We start from the raw sequence: 16,024 nt of genomic DNA, 5'->3' as shown, positions 1-16,024 counted from the left end.
AGTTCCATGAGCCTTCTTGTTTCGGCTGCCCTTGCTCTCCTGTTCGTCTACCTGTTGTGGAACTGGGTCCGGTACTCTGCAAAGCAGACCATCAATCCACGGAATCTCTGCGTAATCGACGGTGACACCGTCTGGATCATCGGACCGGACCGATCCGTCTCAGAAAAGATTCGCCTGCAAAACGTGAATGCACCCGAACTCCGGCGACCGCGCTCCCGCAAAGAGCTCACCAGGGCTGTTGCCGCGACCGAGTTCCTCCGGGACACGATCGACCGGGCCCGTTCTGCCACCATCCGCAGGAAGGGTAAGGATCGATACGGGCGAACCCTCGCCCGCATCGCACTCGACGGCTCTGATCTGGGCCGCCTCCTTGTCCGCGCTGGTCATGCCAAACGCTGGACCTGACGAGTTGCTTACGCCGATGCCGCAGCGGAGCGACGGCCCGCCTTCTTTGCAGGTTTCTTCCCCTGGGCGCCAAGACCCATGGTCTTCGCCATCTCAGAACGCTGCTGAGAATAGTTCGGCGCAACCATCGGATAGTCGTGAGGCAGGCCCCACTTGGTCCGGTATTCCTCCGGCGTTAGGCCTACTCCCCTCAGGTGCCGCTTCAGGGTCCGATACTGGCGGCCATCCTCCAGGCTGATCAGATAGTCCGGCGTGATCGTCTTCTTGATTGGCATCCGAGGCTGCAGAGGCTCTGCAATCTTGATCTCCTCAGGTCCGCTTTGAATCTTCACGAAGGCCCTGTGCACGTTCTCGATCAATGTCGGAATGTCCTGCCGTACCAGGGAATTGTGCGCCACGTAGGCAGTCACGACGTCGGCCGTCATCTGAATAAGATCGTTGTTCGTCGATGTGGTGGCGACTTCAGGGTTGTTCATAGAGTAGCTCACTTGTGGGTTTAAGCAGTCCGGAGGATATAGGCGCGGTGGTTCAGACAGGACCACCTTCAAAGGGATGCTCCGATTGGAGCAAAAGGCTATTGGGATCTTCCATTAGCGTTTGTGTTCTATCCGGGATCTGCTGAGTTCTTGGACTTGCGGTCAACGGACCAGTTTGGCACCTAAAATTGCGGGGCAGTTAAACCCCGTAAGGCGTTTATCTTCCAATGGGCTCTATTCCAAGCCGCCGGGATGATTTTTTCAGGGCGGCTCTGGAAGGATTGATCTGGTAGAGCAAGGCTATTGGTGGGTTCCAGTGGTGTTGGTGTTCTAATCGGGATCTGCTCTGTTTTTGGATCGGCGGTCAGCGGACCAGTTTTAGGGCGAAAAATGACGTCTTATCTAAACCCCGTAAGGCGTTAAAATCGGTCGGAAAAATCCTCCCAATCTGTTGTTCTATTTCTTCTTTGATGGCCTCGAAATCGGTTCACAAGATCAGAAAAATCCCCAAAAGCTGCCGAGCAACCAAACGGCAGCCAGGTGGCAAATCTGATCCAAACGAGAGTAGAGTACATGATCGCGATCGACACGAACTCCCGGTACGGCACCGTCGCCCAGCTGCGCGACCGTTATCGTCGCATGTATGAGCCTACCCACGGCACTCTCAAGTCGATGAGCCTCAACCTCATCTCCAGCGAAAACCGGGCGACACTCGTTCTCGGCTTTGCCTCCGCAGGGCAGGCTCGGAAGATGACCGCTGAAATCTCCTTCGATCCGGGCGAGACGACAGTTGCCAGCCTCGCCTCACGCTGGCACTAGCCTAGGCACCAGGGGGCCGCTTCGACGGCCCCTGATTGCTTCGCAGCCATTTTCAATCAGAGACCTCCCGCATGTTCGATAATCATTTTCTGCGTGACGCTGCCGGCCGCCTCGTCGTTCAGGCCTACATCGATGGCGCCTGCTCTGGAAATCCCGGCCCGGGCGGCTTCGGCGTCGTCATCTTGGATAGGCACGGCAGGGCCCATTCCCTCTCCGGTTTTGGCGGCTCGCAGACCACGAACAACAAGATGGAGCTCTCGGCCGCCATCGCGCTGCTAGATCATTTCAAGGCGGAGGAGTGCACCTTCACCATCCATGCCGACAGCCAGTATGTGATCAAGGGCATCACGGAATGGATCGTCAATTGGAAGCGCAACAACTGGCGCAATGCCCAGAAGAAGCCGGTCGAAAACCAAGATCTCTGGCAGGAGCTCGACCGCCTCGCGTCTAAGCAGCAGATCAAATGGCAGTGGGTCCGCGGCCATAATGGCAACCAATACAATGAGATGGCCGATCAATTGGCCGTCAACGCTGGCCGCGGCACCGTCCTGGAGCCAGATTGGAATGGCGCGAACGAACAAAAGCGACCCTCGCCTCCGAAGATCCAGTTTCCGGTGAAGTCGTCCGAGGAACAGATCATTGCGCAACTCGAACGGGCACTGGCGACAGGCTCACCCGCTGATCTCAGAGACGCTGCACAGGCTGCCCTCGACCACCTGAAATCCCGCTAACCTCACGCCCAAGGACAGTCATGACGACGTATGCATCCCAGGCTCTGGTCTGGGCACGATCCCGCTCGCTCCAAGCTCTGAAGGCTAAACTCGCCGCCGCGCCCGTGCTGGCCGCCGTTGTGGCATTTCTCGTGTTCGCCTTTGTCGATCTGATCTTCGACACCTCGCTCGCTTTCGTCTTCATGCTCCTGACGGTCCTGCCGGCAGCGTACTACTTCGTCTCGGACCGGGTGCGACCGAGTCCCGTTCAGAAGCGCCTGGGGACTCTTGCAAGCTCCTCGTTCCAGAGGTTCGTGTCACTCGCCGAGATCACGGTCGAGCCGCCCCTCGTTGAGAAGAAAGCGGGTCTCCTCCTCATGATCGACCGGCGATCCCGCCAGGTTTCGGATCGTATGGAGGTTTACCGCCTCGTCCAGGAAGGATCGCTCAAGAACAAGTTCTTGGTGTCCTCGACCATCCGGTTTCATCGCGACGGCGTTGCTGAGATCGAGATCAGCCGCAATGACCTGGTCCCAGTAAGGATCAGAATTGACCTTCGGCGGGGCTTCAATCGGGTCACCCTCCGGGAGACTGTACCCGACGAAACGAATCCGTACGTGAACCAGGTCCGCCGATACCTCTTGGACATCCCGCTCGACAGCATCGCCGAGATCCGGAAGGCGAGGATAAAGATCGCCCAGTTCCTCAAGGTCGACACCTGTCCTGCAGAAGAGCGTCCCAACAGGACTGCAGCGATGGCTTTCGCCAACGACCGGCTCGATACCCGCAAGAAGGAGCTTTTCGGCCAATGACTAACGGGAAACTGATCACGCGCGAGGAAACCAAGTTCCTCCTCGCGCTCCTTATGTTCATCCCAGCCTGCGCTGTCGGGTCTGTGGCGCTGGTTGCGCTTTTCGGCCTCCTTGCTGACTGACCAACTCATCCGTCGAAAGGGACACTCCCATGATCAGTCCACAGTCGATCCATTCAGCCGAAGCTGTTCTTGAGGCACTCGCCGGAACAACCCGGGCCGAACTTGCCATAGATACCTATGAACGAACGGCCGGAATGGTCGGCGACACAGGTATCCAGATCTGGCACCTGGTCCTGTCCCTCATGGACCTGTGTGAGGCCCAGGGATCACATTTCGATGTGCTCCTGCAGCAGGCCCAAATTGCCTTTGCCAAGGATGTGGCAGGCAAGCCTGACGCCCAGGTTCAGTTTCTGCTCTTCGACCTGATAGCCCTTTGCAAATCAAAGGACATCGACTTCGCCGAAATCATTACAAATCTCCGGGCCGAGCGCCCGATCATCAACGGAGTTGATACCGATGCTTGATCGACAGAAAGCGCGTTCTGAGATCCTGGACGCCGTTCGGCAGATGGCCCGGCAGTACCCGGAGGCGGAATATGGCTTCGCCCGTGAGCAATCCGGCCTCCTAGGCCAGATCAAGCGGATTTGCGCCAACGTCATGCCTACTGCGCGCCAGTGCTGGGAGTTTGTTGGCCTAGACCGTTCGAAGCTGGTCGACGAATTCGCGTTTGCACAGGAGGATCTAAGAAAGGCCAAAGCTTCGAAGCTATTTCCTCACCAGGAGATGGCTTTGGAGGCGCTTCGCAAGACCAACCACGCGATCCTTCAGGTTCGGTAAGTCGCCGAGGTCAGGCTTGGCAGAACCATTGCATCATAGTGACTTTGTCCTTCCAGATGTAGGTCCAAGTCAGGTTCTTTGTGCCCGTGTTGTAGTAGAAGGCGTGCGGGAATCCCGCTCTCACTCCTGCTCCGAATATGCCAGTGGTGTCCCTTCTCACCAAGAAGCTATCGCCCTTTGGATCGAAGACATCGCCTTTTTTGGTCCGGAAGCTCCATTCAGGCTCACTCGGCGTATACCGCGAGTACATATGAACCTCGTGGGCAGCCTCATCAATCACGAACCGATTGACCGAGCCCATGCGGTCAGCCTCTATGGGATTGCTGATCAATTCGCAGCGTAATGTCAGCGCAGAAGCCGGTGTTACAGCCAGTCCGAGGATCGAAGCCAAGAATAGGCGCTTAGAATTCATCGTTCCGTCTCGTTGTATCTCAGGCCGTCGCCATCGCGGAGGCCCTTTCTCCACTAAACGGCCCCCATCTACAATCCGGTTCCCTTGTTTCGGGCTAAAAGTCCGGATTGTTCAGCCGTCGGCCACCATCCCTAGCGAGAGCCCCATGGATGCCTCAACCGACCTCCCCACTGGCGAAGTCCGCGCCTATTGCGATCTTCATCGACGCTGCAGCTCCCTTAAGGCCATGACCGGCGAGAACAAGGGAAAGGTAGTCGCCAAGCCAAAGCAGGTCGTACTCCGGGACGTTCGCTTTGAAGTGAGTAAAGCCGGTCTGCGCCGCACCCGCGAGGAGAATGTTAGAAACGTCCATGCGTACGCTCGCGGGCATGTGCGCGATCAGGACGTCGAAGCCGTGCGCAATCATCCTGATGCAGTGCAGATCCGGTACAACCCACACAAGTTCGACACGTTCGTCAGAGCTGACACCCTGGAGCCCGTAGCGACTGCTCAAGTGTTCGCAATCGACGGCAAGGTCTCCTTCGCGATCGGCGTCGCCTGACCTTCCCTGCAGACTTTCGATACCATTCACTGCTGGAGAACTACGTGAACGCTCATTCGCCCGTTCTGGTGACCGAGGCCGACATCCTCCAAGCCCTGCCGGTCATGACCTATGACGAGATACGAGCGGCCTCAGGGTGGAGCCGCGGCAGGATCTATGGCCTCGCACTCAAACACGGCGCTCGCAAAACGGAGGCCCGCATCCGGGAGCGGGCTGCGGAACGCAAAGCCCGCCAGCTCGAGAGCCTTGCTGCTCTGATAGACACGACGGCGAAGGCCGACGTTCTGGATTATCTAGACTCCCTGCCAGATGAGTGCGCCCAGCTTGTTATGACCAGCATCCCGTACAACGTCGGAAAGCGCTATGGCGATGGCGCCTCCGCCGATCAGATGGCCTTCGTCTATTTCATGGGCTGGACGATGCAGGTCATCTCGGAGTGCGCTCGCATACTGAAGGACGGCGGCACCCTGTTCCTACAAGTCGGATCGACACGCGACGAGACCGGAGGCCTTGCGCCACTCGATGCGCTCCTGTTCGAACCGCTGAAGAAGACTGGCCTCACATTTCAGTCCAGGGTAATTTGGGCACAGCCGCACGGTCTCACGCCCCGCGGCCGCTTGGCAGAGCGTCATGAGACTGCTTTGGTATTCTCGAAGGGTTCGAACCCTGTTTTTAACCCGACGCCAGCCAGGAGGCCCCAGAAAGGGCCAGGCAAGCGAGCGTTCAAAGGGGCTCGAAAAGGCCAATTGAGTTCCCACCCTTTAGGTGCTTGGCCGTCGAATGTCTGGGACGATATTGGCAGCATCGGCCACAATCATCCTGAACGGACCGGCCATCCCGCTCAGTTCCCCCTAGAACTCGCCCGTCGGGCGGTCCTCGTCTATTCGATGCCGGGGGACCTCGTAATCGATCCGTTCTCCGGATCCGGCACAACGCATGTTGCCTGCCGCGAAACCGGACGGAGCTTCTCCGGGTGCGATCTGTTCTACGAGGACATTAGAGCCAAGCGCCTGGCTTCCGTGGAACCAGATCTCGTCTCCCACCTCCCAGGCGTTTCGGATGAGACGCTCGCCGTCTGGCAGGCCGAGGCTCGCCGCGTCGATGCGCCGGCCCAGACCAACCTTCTCGACTTTCTCCCCTAATGAGGGCCGACCGATGAGACGCCACATCAAGCTCACCGAGCTTTCGCATATTTCGACTCCGAAGTCGGATACCTACGGCCCAGACCTGATGGAGCGGGCCCGGACCGCGCAAGTAAAAAAGAACCTTCGCTGGGACAATGCCCTAGGCATCCTCAGGGATGACGACATCGGCATGAGAGCGCGGTTCGTAAACCAGTCCGATCACGAACCGCATGACAATGAGGAAGACGTCATGCAGTGGGTCTTTGCCTCATCCATCAAGAACTCGGCGAGCCGGATCAGCCGCGGCTTTGAACCCTAGCGGATAACCGCCGCTTAAGGCATGGGCGCTACAAGGTTCATAGAACGCCTGGTCTCCGATTAGGCAAACCGCCCAGCGATCGATGCCGCTCTACCTAAATACACTCTTCGACCAAGCCAGTATCCCGCCCTCAGATGTTCGTCTTCTGAGGCATAAAGACCCTCGCTCGGCCAGAGGCCGGACGCCGTACGAGCTATGGAGGGACGATAGGCCTGCCTTCGAACTGTACCAGGGCACTCAGAGCTTCGGGAACAAACCGAAGCTGCAGGCAGGCTATTGGGCATCCTTCGTGGTCACTCCGGCCGGGGAAACGCTCCTCGCCGGTTTTTACCGATGCCGCTATTTAGGGCCATCCAAGGAGGACCGAGTTTGGCCCCATGCCGACGGGATCGATCTTGCCGGCACCTGCGACATCTACGATCTCGCTCTGGAGGAGCAACTCAACGACCTCGCCGGCCGCCTCGTGATTGATTGGGGCGCCTCAGAACGCGCCTGGATCCAGCGGGCCGACAATCAGAATAAGGCCATTCTTGAAATCCGGGCAGCATTTCAAGAGCCTGAGTTTCCCGGGTTCAGCCGCTTCCTCTCACCCCTCTCGACGCTCGAAGGACTCCCGCTCCCCTGGCGGACTACCCTTTCGAACTCACGCGGGGTTTATCTCCTGACCTGTCCCAAGACCAAGGAGCAATATGTCGGCGCGGCCTATGGCGAGGGTGGGTTCTACGGCCGCTGGCTTGCCTACGTCCACGGTGGCCACGGCGGCAACGTCGCCCTCCGGAGCCGAGACCCCAGCGACTACCAGGTTTCCATTCTAGAAGTTGCAGGCTCTGCCAGCACGGTCGAGAACATCATCGGCATGGAGGACCTCTGGAAGCGCAAGCTCCAAAGCCGAGAAATGGGCCTGAACCGAAATTAGCGCATTCATCATCCCGAATTAAACTTGTTGCAGACGAATTACTAAATCGGAGATCAGGGCAAGGGGTCGAATTCGATCTTTTGGAAAACCCCAGGAACTTCGATGATTCGAGAAACTCGCGGCAACGCCCTTCAGACGGAAGCCATGGTCATCGGTCACGGCACCAACTGCATTGGTGCAATGGGCAAGGGCTTTGCCGAGGCCATCGCCAACACCTGGCCGCACGTCAAACGTGAGTTCAAGCAACTCCATAGCTCGGTGCCGACCGTCCGCGGCGCTCGTCCAAACACGGCCGTTGCTCCCTCTCTGCTTGGTACCGTTCAGTTCGTCGGCGTGACCGAGGTGGGGCTCCGCCGGCGGTTGCGCCCGAATCTGGCGGCGATCGCCAACCTGTTCATCCAGTTAGAAGTCGGCACCGACCGGCGCCGCGTCGAATACGACGCCGTTCGTTCCTCACTGACCTCGGCCCGCAACCAGATGCTGGCAGGCATCGCCCTCGACCCTCGGCGGCCGGAGGAACTCACTCGCCCCACTTCCCTGGCCCTCCCCCGGATTGGAGCCGGACTTTCCGGCGGCGACTGGCCGACGATCCGGGCCATCATCAATGAGGTCTTCGGAGCCTCCCCGATCGACGTCACGATCTACGTCCAATAGGGAGCCGACCACTGATGCCCGTCCAAGCCCCTGCCGCCCTTCGCCGTCAGTCTCGCCACGACCGTCGGATCAGCCGTGCTGAGACAGTCATCCCGCACGGGGATTATTGCTACCGCATCACCAGCGTCGCCGCAGGGTCACACGGAGCGCCGACCCTGAAAACCGAGTCCTGCCCGTACTGGAAGGGGCGGAAAGACCGGCCCGAGCAACGCTTTGGATACTGCCGCCTCCTTAAGGTTGGCGACTACACCCAGGGCCGCACGCCTAACGGAAGGCCCCGGGCCACCTCGCTCCTTTGGGACCGGGTCAAAGAGTGCGGCCTCAATCCCGAGCCGGTCGCGATCACCAGCTAACCGCCTACAGAAAGTTCGACCCATGCATTTTGAGGAAATGGCAGCCGCCCTCGAAGCCTCTGGCCGCTATCGTATCCTGCGCCAGCTGGTCACCGATGCAGAGGCATTCCCCCCCGCTCCCGATCCGAAAGACCTCCCGGTCGGACAGCACTTTGGCCTCTATGTGGATACGGAGACCACCTCGCTTGATCCCAGGAGCGGTGACATCATCGAGCTCGCCATGGTTCCGTTCACCTTCACAGATGACGGAGAGATCGTTGAGATCTTCCAGCCGTTCCAGCAGCTGCAGCAACCGTCCCAGCCCATCCCAGCCGCAATCACCGACCTGACCGGCATCGACGACAGCATGGTCCAGGGGAAGATCATCGACCTTGATGCCGTCGTTGGCCTCGTCTCGGCCGCCGAAATCTGTGTGGCTCACAAGGCCGCCTTCGATCGCCGTTGGCTGGAAAAGCTGTCGCCGATCTTCACCACGAAACCGTGGGCGTGTTCCCTCTATGAGGTCCCTTGGAAAGAGGAAGGCTTTGAGAGCGCGACCCTCAGCTACATCGGCATGAAAAGCGGGTTCTTCTTCAAGGCACATAGGGCCGCGCAAGATTGCCTCGCTGCCCTCCAAATCCTCAGGCTGCCTCTCCCGAAGTCTGGACGCTCCCCGATCTCGTACCTGCTGCAGGCCTCCAGAGCGATAACCTGCCGCGTCAAAGCGCCCAACACACCCTATGAGCGAAAGGACCTTCTCAAAGCTCGGTCCTACCGATGGTCGGACGGATCGGACGGCTCACAGAAAGCGTGGTGGATCGACATTCCCGAAGACAGGCTCCAGGAGGAAATCACCTTCCTGCAGTCGCAAATCTATCTGCGCCCGGTCGATCCTCCCGTGCGCCGGATCACCGCCCTGGATCGGTTTTCCGCAAGAGCCGATTGAAGCCAGGATCTGAGGACCGGCGGAATTCAATTCGCAGGAATCCCCGAAAGGAATAGGGAATGGACGATCTCGCTGGAATGCTCGTAAAGCCGCGGCTCGCCTCCATCGGCATGGCACTTGCGGCAGCAGCTCTGGATCCAGTCCCGCCGTATGCTTTCGTCCTGGATCGGGGCAGCGACCCAGAGGAGCGCCTTGAGAACGCCATCCTCTGGAAAACTCTCAAGGATCGCCTCGGCAGCGAAATCAAGGCCTACGACGACCTTGGCAAGGTCCCGGATGCTGTCACCCATATCTTTGGGCGGGCAGGCCATCGCAGCGATCTATTCCGGGAGGGACTGAAGTATCCAGGGCCTAAGGAGAAGACCCTTCCCTATTGGACGATGCCAGGCTTTCTCGAACTCGCCGGCCGGTCCATCAAGATCTGCGATCTCGATCAAGCCGATATGGAAGTCCAGCGGCTCCACTTGGAAGGCAAGGATGCCTTCGTGAAGGCCACTCGGGACAAGTATTTCACCAAGCACGTTCCTGTCGGCACCTCGCTCTGGCAAGCCTTGGACGCCATGGTTTATTCCTTCATCGATGAGGACGCCTGTCTGCTAGTTCAGGAATACGTCGATATGACGTATGAATACCGCCTCTTCGTGGTCGACGGACAGGTCGTGACGGGCGCCGGATGCGTTCCGTGGAAGACTCCTCTCGACAACACCGCTCTTTATGACCCGGCGATGATTGAGCATCGCGGGGATACCAAATTGGGTGGACTGGCAATGTCCAACCTCCGGCTCGACCAGTATCTCGCCTTCGCATCAGAGGCGGTCGACCAACTCGGAGGCGGCAGCTTCGTTCTGGATGTCGCGATGATCAATGGAGAGGTCGGGATCATCGAGCTCAATCCGATGCGGTTGGGGCAGGTTGGGCTTTATGCTGCCAAGGTTCCCGCCCTCGTTGATGCGGTTCTGGGGCATTTCGGATAAGTAATGGAGTAACGTGCCTGAACTGGGTACTAGCCTATGGCGTTCTATGGTATGGTTCTTTGTGCCCTATGGGATTGAACATGACAGCAGTTGCCCGAAAATCCTCCACTCCCAAGATCTCGCCGGAAGAGATGGAGCGCCGGCGGCGCGCCATACAAAAAGCCGCCCACAGCAGTGCTATGGAGGGCGCCAAACGCGATCCACGGGCTGATCCCATTTTTGAATCGTTTATCAACGGCGAGATTGAGATGGCGGATGTCATCCCTATGCTAAAACAAGCACTGGGGCTTCCACGCTGAATGCCTAACTACACCGTCCCCGGCACCAAGGTGCCGAAAAACAAGCTTTGTGCTGCCGATCCTGAAACTCTAGAAAGGCTTGAAGCCCCCTTCGTCGAAGCCCGAATTGTTGAACTGGATCTCGGCCTGGCTCTCCAAGAAGAAGCAGCCATTCCCGACTCCCGTTACCTAAAGCTTCTCCACAGACACCTGTTCCAGGATGTTTATGAGTGGGCTGGCCACTCGCGTGATGAGACAGTTCGTCTTTCAGATCGGACAATCGCTACAGAGCCATCCCTGCGGAAGCCGGACGGAAAGTTCTTTCTTCCCGGCGATATGATCCCGGATGCTCTTGCCGCATTAGACGAGCATCTCAAAGCATCGGGTTACTTGAGAAATCTCCCGGCCGACGACTTCATTAAAAAGGCAGGAGACCTCCTTGTCCGGATCAACAACATTCATCCGTTTCGTGAAGGCAATGGTCGAACTCAACGCGCGTTTCTCGAGACCATAGGGCGTCAAGCTGGTCACGAACTCGACTTCGAGTCGATCTCCGGCGAGCGCATGGTTGTAGCCAGTATCGCTGGGCATAATGCCGACACTGGCCCCATGCGTCGGGTGATTGCAGATGCACTTGATCCTGATCGAATTCGAGAATTGAAGGAAGTTCAGAACTTCCTCACCAATCAGAATTTCCAGTGGATGGATCTGTATGTAGCAACGGCAGCCCCAGGGCTCTCCTACCAAGGGCAGGTAGCGGCGGTTAACAAGACCAACTTCGTCCTCCGCGAGGATGATAACCGGATCATTGTCGGACGCATTGCCGATGTTGAGGGACCAGTTGTTGGTAAACAGCGACTCGCCTTCAAACTACCGCCGGCGGAGTCGGAACTACCTTTCGCCGGGAAAGCATCCCCTGACGAAGTGCTTGCTCGCGCTAAAGAGATGTTCGGGGATCCTGCCCCCGATCTGAGATCGCGGCCCATGCCGAAGCGCCGGCAGAAGAAGAACGACGGTCCCGAGATTGAATGAAAGAAAGGGCCGGCGATCCTGGTTCACGCCGACCCCTTGGCCCCAAGATTAAGGCGGTCTGGCTAGTGCCGCTTGCCAGCCTCACCGATCAGCCGGCCGATACGCCTATTGTCCACGAACCCAGCCTCGACTTCGCGCAGCTCCAGGAGAAGTCGGACTTCCAGCGGCAGGCTCTCGTCCGCCAGCAGAGCCGCCGTCAGCTGCTCCCGCGCCTCGGCGACATCCGTTTCAGAGACAAAGCCAGCCTTCACATCGGCCAGGACATTCATTGCTCCGGTAACTACGCTCATTTTGAGATCCTCTTCTTCAGTGGGGGGCAGGTTGCAGGCCCTTCCTGCAACCCTGCCTCTCCGGCGAGGAGCGGAGGGTGGGTGCAAGTCCCGGTGCAGAGCCCGAGACGAAGTCCGAGGCGTGCCGATGGGTGCGCAACGCGGTTGCTCCGGAGCCGCAGGCGATGGTGCGACCGACTTGCTGCATCCCGGAGGACAAAGCGGCGGCTTGCAGGGAGGTGAGGCAGAGCCTCCCTTCCTGGAACGGGGTGACGACTCTAGGTCTATCGCTGCGGTTAGTCCGAGATGAAATTCCGGCTTCTGGACCAGACAAAATACCCCGTCCATGGGTGAATGTTCCTTATTTGTTCCGGCTCTGGATCACACCCGATTTCCCTCACGTCAATTCTGGTTAACGAATTATCCCCGCTATCCCACGCAGTCATGTTCGGCCTTCGGCCGCCAATTTCTGGCCTTAGGGCGTACCGCCCTCACCTCCCAATAGCGTGGAGATCGTCTGACCCGAACCGGGTCAGCCATTCTGGAAGCAAGAAGCCTCATTCCTCCTCCTGAAAGGACACTTCGATGGTCATTCTTTCACCCGAGGATGCCGCCCGCCGGTATCTCACGCTGTACGATGGAGACATCGCTCGAGACGGTCACCTCGAAGCTCTGGGTGACCACGAAACCGAGCCATCGCGAACAGCTGAGGAATTCGCACGACAGTATGAGGACCAGGCGAGCCCTGAAGACTTCGCACGGTATTTAGAGGTCTTAGATCAGCTCCTGAAAGAAGGGGGAAACTCTGCTTCAGGAAATCCCCAATGAAAGATATGACGTGTATCGATTTCGAGGTTGAGACTCGCACGGTCACCCTCACCGAAAAGCATTGCATGCTCCTGTCGGACTGCCTGCGGCACGTCATGGAATCCGACGCCGGACGAGAGAAATTTACGGCTCTGTTCGACGTCTTCCACGGTAAGGAAGGATCGTTCACTCTCACCATTGCGAAATGGTACGAGGTCGAACATGCCGTGATGGCGCTAGAAGGCCTGTTACAGGAAACTCTCTCCTATAAGACGTTCCCGGAGCGCCACCGCGCTTTCGAGGAAATCCATCGCCTCATCGACGGCGAGGCCTAACAGTCTTCCTGCAATAGATGTCCGGCCCACGGCCGCCAATATGGTCCTGAGGGCGCGTAGCCCTCCATGCTACGGCACAAAGATGTTCTGACCCAGAATGGGTCAGCCATTCCAGAAGCTCGATTCCTAATTCCTCGGATCAGAAGTTTTCGAAAACCCCCGAAGTTGAAGGGCTCTAAGCCAACAACTCAGGCGGAAGGGTAGAGACGCAAATCCCCAAAAGATCAGCATCAATCGAACAGCTAGGTCGGAAGGGAAGATTTCAAAATCCCCAAAACGAAAAGAGGCGGACATCAACCGCCCGGACGATATCGACCGGTCACCTGAGACAGGGACCACATCATCACCAGCCTTTGGCACAACGAGAGAGAAAGCCAATCATGGACACGGCAGTGAACGACAACCAGGTTTCGAACAACGTCTCTGGCACTCAGGTTTCCCAGGATCGCTCCCCCGCATTTCCGGTGCGCGGCCACCTGTCGGCCGTCGAGGTCGCTAAGGACAAGAACGACAAGCCCTATACGAAGGCCAAGCTGACCTTCACGCGCCGCAAGGACAACCGCGAAGTGACCGTCACGACGATGGCTTTCGGCAAGGCCTTCGACAGCACGCAGCACCTCTTTCAGGAGGGCCCGGTCGCCCTCTACGGCACTTTCGAGCGCAACGTCTTCCGCGTGATCAGCGAGGCGCTGCCGCCGAAGGAACAAGCCGCGGCCTGATCCAAAGCCCCCGGATCTCGGCCAGCTTGAGAAAAGCCACCTTGGTTAAGGTGGCTTTTCTTTTGCACGAATTCGTAAACCACCGAACCATTTCATAGCTCCTTGGTTTCTTTCCCTCAGCAGGAATCGGACACCCAAGGACGAAATCCCCGAGGATGAAGATGGCCGCGACCCCGCTCGTTTATCTCGATATCGATGGCGTCATCGTCACCGATCGAACGACAAAACTCGGCGGGGCCGGCTACATCCCGCCCGGGTCGGCCGCTATGGTCGTCGATATCCTCGACCAGACAGGTGCCCGCCTGGTTGTCGCAAGCACCTGGCGCCGCGATGCCGACTGCCAGGACAAGCTCGCTAGAGCTGGGATCGGCCAGGAGCGCTATTTCATGGATTGGCGGACTCCGGATCTTCTCCCGGAGGAGGAGATTGCCGACCTTCCGATCCGAGGCTCCGAGATCGATCGTCATCTGCAACGCCACCGGCCCGCCCGATACGTCATTATTGATGATGACCCAGGCATGCTGCCGCACCAGAAGCATTTCCACATTCAGGTTGACCCTAGCATCGGGCTCACATGGACCGATGCGGAGACAGCAATCGCCCTATTGCGCGGGTAGCGGAGTGCCAACTTCCAGGATCTGAATTCCAGGCTCAGTCCGAGATGAAAGGGATGAATTGAAAATCCCCAAAATCAAGGAGAGCCACGATGTCCGGTTACGATCGTTTTTCGTCTCAGGAAGCTGCCAACATCCAGGCCTTCGGTTCTGACGTAAAGGACGCAACCGTCCTGCCCGAAGGCAACGGCTTCGTGGTCCAGGTCGAGACGGCCCAGGGCGACTTCTTCTCCCTCCCCCACACCTCCTACGCAGCCGCGTCGGCCACCGCCGAGCGGCTCCTCTGCGCCTAATCGCATTTCACGGAAAGGAAACACGATGCCGGATCATTACCGCGTCATCGATCGAGAAGGCAGCCGCCGGATCGAGTCACGCCAGCTTGCCAGATCGACGGCCTCCACGAAGCCTGGGTTCCTGCGGCTGTTCTATTCGCTGAATCCGAAGGCAACGCGTGGGTACTTCGGGGTTCGGCTCCACGACGATGGCGCCGACATCCTTGATGGAAACGGCAACACGGCCACGACCTTCATGCGGGTTCGGCCCAGCGAACTCGGCCGATACCAGAACCACTGACCATGTCGGGATTGGTTTACCCGCCTCTGCTACCGTGGAGGCTGGAGAACTGGCCAAAGGCCCCTGACCAGGGGGACACAGCCTCTTCAGCCTTACAGCCGCAGGATTCCGCAGTCATGGCAGACCCCCGTGAAACCCTTCTCATCGCTTACGACGCCCTGATTGCGGCTCGGAAGCACAAGGAGGAACTGCTACCTGCGCGGATCAAGACCCTGAAAACCGATCCGGAATGGACCGAAGCTGTGGCGCGGGAAATCGCCTGCCATACCGCTTTCGATCTCTGCGCTCTTGCCTTCTGTAAGGAACTGCGACGTGAATCTGCCCAGAATGATGCTTCACCTCCCCGCGACGGGAGAGTTGCTCGACGTAAAAGCTCTCGAGGAGGGTGAGATCCTCGGCCTGAACGAAGGAGGCCATCTCCTCCAGTGGGGTGTGGAAATTGGGATCTACACACCTCAGGAGACGCCCGAGGAGTTCGGAGCTCACAACGTTCGCCCCCACGAACTCCGTCGGCTCAAGTTACAGGTCGAGGGGCCGACGGCCGATCTCCTCTATCCCCTCAGCACCCAGGACAAGAACACGGTCCTCGCGGCTCTTTTCCATTACCATGAAGAGGGCTTGGGGGAGCCCTTCAAGCGGTCGAATGAGGTCCATCTCCTGGCCTCCGGAGAGGCCGAGGACCTCAACGAGGATATCTCGCTGGATCAGGACGGGGTTCAAGAACTGCTCGACCGTTTGAGGCAGTCGGATGGGATGGTCCCGAACGCCCCACCCCCCGTCCCGTTCGATCCAGCAGAACTCAGCCACCATGATCTCTGCCTCGCCCTTGAGGAAATGCGCCGCCGGGGCTGGGCCGTAGCCGCCTACGATGTCAACGACGTGGACGCCCTGATCAGCAATAGGATTGAGCCGGCTCCCGCCGATGAAGAAATTCGGACCTGGTTGAAGGACAACCAGGACGATCTTCAGGACCGCATGTGCGCAGCGATGCACGAGGCAATCAATGCCGAGTGGAACCGTCGCGGCGGCTAAGAGCTAGCCTCACAGCCACGATCTAGCGTCGGCCAGACCGACCACCAGCGCGGGAGGATTCATCCTCCCGCGCCGCATTCGTTTGC

The 16,024-nt window shown here is 58.5% G+C and carries 25 protein-coding genes; 22 read left to right on the top strand and 3 right to left on the bottom strand.

Annotated features, from left to right (window positions below; translation table 11 throughout):
- Positions 1 to 6 precede the first annotated feature (6 nt).
- The gene (locus tag DDF70_RS08620) at positions 7 to 405 is read left to right on the top strand and encodes a thermonuclease family protein (protein WP_114944468.1); all 399 of its coding nucleotides are present in this window, start codon (positions 7 to 9) and stop codon (positions 403 to 405) included.
- Between the two features lie 8 nt (positions 406 to 413).
- Here the strand turns inward: DDF70_RS08620 and DDF70_RS08615 are convergent, their stop codons facing one another.
- Complete coding sequence (locus DDF70_RS08615) at positions 414 to 881, bottom strand: Ros/MucR family transcriptional regulator (RefSeq protein WP_114944467.1); 468 nt, start codon at positions 879 to 881, stop codon at positions 414 to 416.
- A 573-nt stretch (positions 882 to 1,454) separates the two neighbouring features.
- On the opposite strand from DDF70_RS08615, the gene DDF70_RS08610 reads away from it, so the two are divergent.
- The 5 genes from DDF70_RS08610 (at position 1,455) to DDF70_RS08590 (ending at position 4,061) form a co-directional block, all read left to right on the top strand.
- Positions 1,455 to 1,700 (top strand): hypothetical protein, encoded by a 246-nt coding sequence (locus DDF70_RS08610; protein WP_114944466.1) that lies wholly within the window; start codon positions 1,455 to 1,457, stop codon positions 1,698 to 1,700.
- A gap of 71 nt (positions 1,701 to 1,771) precedes the next feature.
- Positions 1,772 to 2,431, top strand: a complete 660-nt coding sequence (gene rnhA / locus DDF70_RS08605) for a ribonuclease HI (RefSeq protein ID WP_114944465.1) — start codon at positions 1,772 to 1,774, stop codon at positions 2,429 to 2,431.
- A 20-nt stretch (positions 2,432 to 2,451) separates the two neighbouring features.
- Positions 2,452 to 3,222, top strand: coding sequence for a hypothetical protein (locus tag DDF70_RS08600; protein ID WP_114944464.1), 771 nt, complete (start codon positions 2,452 to 2,454; stop codon positions 3,220 to 3,222).
- A gap of 151 nt (positions 3,223 to 3,373) precedes the next feature.
- Positions 3,374 to 3,748 carry a hypothetical protein gene (locus DDF70_RS08595; protein WP_114944463.1) on the top strand — a complete coding sequence of 125 codons (375 nt, stop codon included), beginning with the start codon at positions 3,374 to 3,376 and terminating at the stop codon, positions 3,746 to 3,748.
- 43 nt (positions 3,749 to 3,791) lie between these two features.
- Positions 3,792 to 4,061: a hypothetical protein gene (locus DDF70_RS08590; RefSeq protein WP_162820289.1), complete on the top strand. Its 270-nt coding sequence runs from the start codon at positions 3,792 to 3,794 to the stop codon at positions 4,059 to 4,061.
- Positions 4,062 to 4,071: 10 nt separating this feature from the next.
- Here the strand turns inward: DDF70_RS08590 and DDF70_RS08585 are convergent, their stop codons facing one another.
- Entirely contained in the window at positions 4,072 to 4,473 is a 402-nt protein-coding gene (locus tag DDF70_RS08585) for a hypothetical protein (RefSeq protein ID WP_114944461.1), read from the bottom strand.
- 145 nt (positions 4,474 to 4,618) lie between these two features.
- On the opposite strand from DDF70_RS08585, the gene DDF70_RS36465 reads away from it, so the two are divergent.
- The 10 genes from DDF70_RS36465 to DDF70_RS08540 all read left to right on the top strand — a co-directional run bounded on the left by DDF70_RS36465 (position 4,619) and on the right by DDF70_RS08540 (position 11,589).
- Positions 4,619 to 5,014, top strand: a complete 396-nt coding sequence (locus DDF70_RS36465) for a hypothetical protein (protein WP_162820288.1) — start codon at positions 4,619 to 4,621, stop codon at positions 5,012 to 5,014.
- Positions 5,015 to 5,058: 44 nt separating this feature from the next.
- On the top strand, positions 5,059 to 6,156 hold the full coding sequence (locus DDF70_RS08575) for a DNA-methyltransferase (RefSeq protein ID WP_114944459.1): 1,098 nt from the start codon (positions 5,059 to 5,061) through the stop codon (positions 6,154 to 6,156).
- 13 nt (positions 6,157 to 6,169) lie between these two features.
- Positions 6,170 to 6,457, top strand: coding sequence for a hypothetical protein (locus tag DDF70_RS08570; RefSeq protein WP_114944458.1), 288 nt, complete (start codon positions 6,170 to 6,172; stop codon positions 6,455 to 6,457).
- A 289-nt stretch (positions 6,458 to 6,746) separates the two neighbouring features.
- A complete protein-coding gene (locus tag DDF70_RS08565; RefSeq protein WP_245435411.1) occupies positions 6,747 to 7,373 on the top strand; it encodes a GIY-YIG nuclease family protein in 627 nt (208 codons plus the stop codon).
- 102 nt (positions 7,374 to 7,475) lie between these two features.
- Positions 7,476 to 8,027 carry a macro domain-containing protein gene (locus DDF70_RS08560; protein WP_114944456.1) on the top strand — a complete coding sequence of 184 codons (552 nt, stop codon included), beginning with the start codon at positions 7,476 to 7,478 and terminating at the stop codon, positions 8,025 to 8,027.
- A 14-nt stretch (positions 8,028 to 8,041) separates the two neighbouring features.
- Positions 8,042 to 8,380, top strand: a complete 339-nt coding sequence (locus DDF70_RS08555) for a hypothetical protein (protein WP_114944455.1) — start codon at positions 8,042 to 8,044, stop codon at positions 8,378 to 8,380.
- Positions 8,352 to 9,305 carry a 3'-5' exonuclease gene (locus DDF70_RS08550; protein ID WP_281024349.1) on the top strand — a complete coding sequence of 318 codons (954 nt, stop codon included), beginning with the start codon at positions 8,352 to 8,354 and terminating at the stop codon, positions 9,303 to 9,305. The genes DDF70_RS08555 and DDF70_RS08550 overlap by 29 nt, the downstream gene beginning before the upstream one ends.
- A 59-nt stretch (positions 9,306 to 9,364) precedes the next feature.
- Positions 9,365 to 10,279, top strand: a complete 915-nt coding sequence (locus tag DDF70_RS08545; RefSeq protein WP_114944453.1) for an ATP-grasp domain-containing protein — start codon at positions 9,365 to 9,367, stop codon at positions 10,277 to 10,279.
- Between the two features lie 80 nt (positions 10,280 to 10,359).
- A complete protein-coding gene (locus DDF70_RS36460) occupies positions 10,360 to 10,578 on the top strand; it encodes an antitoxin VbhA family protein (protein WP_162820287.1) in 219 nt (72 codons plus the stop codon).
- Positions 10,579 to 11,589 (top strand): Fic/DOC family protein, encoded by a 1,011-nt coding sequence (locus DDF70_RS08540; RefSeq protein WP_114944452.1) that lies wholly within the window; start codon positions 10,579 to 10,581, stop codon positions 11,587 to 11,589.
- 62 nt (positions 11,590 to 11,651) lie between these two features.
- Here DDF70_RS08540 and DDF70_RS08535 read toward each other — a convergent pair whose 3' ends face one another.
- Positions 11,652 to 11,879, bottom strand: coding sequence for a hypothetical protein (locus DDF70_RS08535; RefSeq protein WP_162820286.1), 228 nt, complete (start codon positions 11,877 to 11,879; stop codon positions 11,652 to 11,654).
- 803 nt (positions 11,880 to 12,682) lie between these two features.
- Between DDF70_RS08535 and DDF70_RS08525 the strand changes: the two genes are divergently transcribed.
- The 6 genes from DDF70_RS08525 to DDF70_RS08500 all read left to right on the top strand — a co-directional run bounded on the left by DDF70_RS08525 (position 12,683) and on the right by DDF70_RS08500 (position 15,938).
- Positions 12,683 to 13,000 (top strand): hypothetical protein, encoded by a 318-nt coding sequence (locus DDF70_RS08525; protein ID WP_114944449.1) that lies wholly within the window; start codon positions 12,683 to 12,685, stop codon positions 12,998 to 13,000.
- Positions 13,001 to 13,380: 380 nt separating this feature from the next.
- Complete coding sequence (locus tag DDF70_RS08520) at positions 13,381 to 13,719, top strand: hypothetical protein (protein ID WP_114944448.1); 339 nt, start codon at positions 13,381 to 13,383, stop codon at positions 13,717 to 13,719.
- Between the two features lie 161 nt (positions 13,720 to 13,880).
- Positions 13,881 to 14,336: an HAD domain-containing protein gene (locus DDF70_RS08515; RefSeq protein WP_162820285.1), complete on the top strand. Its 456-nt coding sequence runs from the start codon at positions 13,881 to 13,883 to the stop codon at positions 14,334 to 14,336.
- 89 nt (positions 14,337 to 14,425) lie between these two features.
- Entirely contained in the window at positions 14,426 to 14,626 is a 201-nt protein-coding gene (locus tag DDF70_RS08510) for a hypothetical protein (protein WP_114944446.1), read from the top strand.
- Positions 14,627 to 14,651: 25 nt separating this feature from the next.
- Complete coding sequence (locus tag DDF70_RS08505; protein WP_114944445.1) at positions 14,652 to 14,906, top strand: hypothetical protein; 255 nt, start codon at positions 14,652 to 14,654, stop codon at positions 14,904 to 14,906.
- 312 nt (positions 14,907 to 15,218) lie between these two features.
- Positions 15,219 to 15,938, top strand: coding sequence for a hypothetical protein (locus tag DDF70_RS08500; protein WP_162820284.1), 720 nt, complete (start codon positions 15,219 to 15,221; stop codon positions 15,936 to 15,938).
- The last annotated feature ends 86 nt before the right edge of the window (positions 15,939 to 16,024 follow it).

The sequence above is a fragment of the Microvirga calopogonii genome (assembly GCF_003347665.1).
GTDB lineage: Bacteria > Pseudomonadota > Alphaproteobacteria > Rhizobiales > Beijerinckiaceae > Microvirga > Microvirga calopogonii.
The sequence above is the reverse complement of the archived record's forward strand: the minus strand, read 5'-3'. Positions and strand labels throughout refer to the sequence as shown.

Excerpts from the sequence above, each read along its gene's own strand:
- DDF70_RS08535 (WP_162820286.1), bottom strand. The coding sequence starts at position 11,879 with ATGAGCGTAGTTACCGGAGCAATGAATGTCCTGGCCGATGTGAAGGCT.
- DDF70_RS08515 (WP_162820285.1), top strand. The coding sequence starts at position 13,881 with ATGGCCGCGACCCCGCTCGTTTATCTCGATATCGATGGCGTCATCGTC.
- DDF70_RS08615 (WP_114944467.1), bottom strand. The coding sequence starts at position 881 with ATGAACAACCCTGAAGTCGCCACCACATCGACGAACAACGATCTTATT.
- DDF70_RS08540 (WP_114944452.1), top strand. The coding sequence starts at position 10,579 with ATGCCTAACTACACCGTCCCCGGCACCAAGGTGCCGAAAAACAAGCTT.
- DDF70_RS08560 (WP_114944456.1), top strand. The coding sequence starts at position 7,476 with ATGATTCGAGAAACTCGCGGCAACGCCCTTCAGACGGAAGCCATGGTC.
- DDF70_RS08545 (WP_114944453.1), top strand. The coding sequence starts at position 9,365 with ATGGACGATCTCGCTGGAATGCTCGTAAAGCCGCGGCTCGCCTCCATC.
- DDF70_RS08510 (WP_114944446.1), top strand. The coding sequence starts at position 14,426 with ATGTCCGGTTACGATCGTTTTTCGTCTCAGGAAGCTGCCAACATCCAG.
- DDF70_RS08570 (WP_114944458.1), top strand. The coding sequence starts at position 6,170 with ATGAGACGCCACATCAAGCTCACCGAGCTTTCGCATATTTCGACTCCG.
- rnhA (WP_114944465.1), top strand. The coding sequence starts at position 1,772 with ATGTTCGATAATCATTTTCTGCGTGACGCTGCCGGCCGCCTCGTCGTT.
- DDF70_RS36460 (WP_162820287.1), top strand. The coding sequence starts at position 10,360 with ATGACAGCAGTTGCCCGAAAATCCTCCACTCCCAAGATCTCGCCGGAA.
- DDF70_RS08600 (WP_114944464.1), top strand. The coding sequence starts at position 2,452 with ATGACGACGTATGCATCCCAGGCTCTGGTCTGGGCACGATCCCGCTCG.
- DDF70_RS08555 (WP_114944455.1), top strand. The coding sequence starts at position 8,042 with ATGCCCGTCCAAGCCCCTGCCGCCCTTCGCCGTCAGTCTCGCCACGAC.
- DDF70_RS08595 (WP_114944463.1), top strand. The coding sequence starts at position 3,374 with ATGATCAGTCCACAGTCGATCCATTCAGCCGAAGCTGTTCTTGAGGCA.
- DDF70_RS08585 (WP_114944461.1), bottom strand. The coding sequence starts at position 4,473 with ATGAATTCTAAGCGCCTATTCTTGGCTTCGATCCTCGGACTGGCTGTA.
- DDF70_RS08590 (WP_162820289.1), top strand. The coding sequence starts at position 3,792 with ATGGCCCGGCAGTACCCGGAGGCGGAATATGGCTTCGCCCGTGAGCAA.
- DDF70_RS36465 (WP_162820288.1), top strand. The coding sequence starts at position 4,619 with ATGGATGCCTCAACCGACCTCCCCACTGGCGAAGTCCGCGCCTATTGC.
- DDF70_RS08505 (WP_114944445.1), top strand. The coding sequence starts at position 14,652 with ATGCCGGATCATTACCGCGTCATCGATCGAGAAGGCAGCCGCCGGATC.
- DDF70_RS08525 (WP_114944449.1), top strand. The coding sequence starts at position 12,683 with ATGAAAGATATGACGTGTATCGATTTCGAGGTTGAGACTCGCACGGTC.
- DDF70_RS08620 (WP_114944468.1), top strand. The coding sequence starts at position 7 with ATGAGCCTTCTTGTTTCGGCTGCCCTTGCTCTCCTGTTCGTCTACCTG.
- DDF70_RS08610 (WP_114944466.1), top strand. The coding sequence starts at position 1,455 with ATGATCGCGATCGACACGAACTCCCGGTACGGCACCGTCGCCCAGCTG.
- DDF70_RS08520 (WP_114944448.1), top strand. The coding sequence starts at position 13,381 with ATGGACACGGCAGTGAACGACAACCAGGTTTCGAACAACGTCTCTGGC.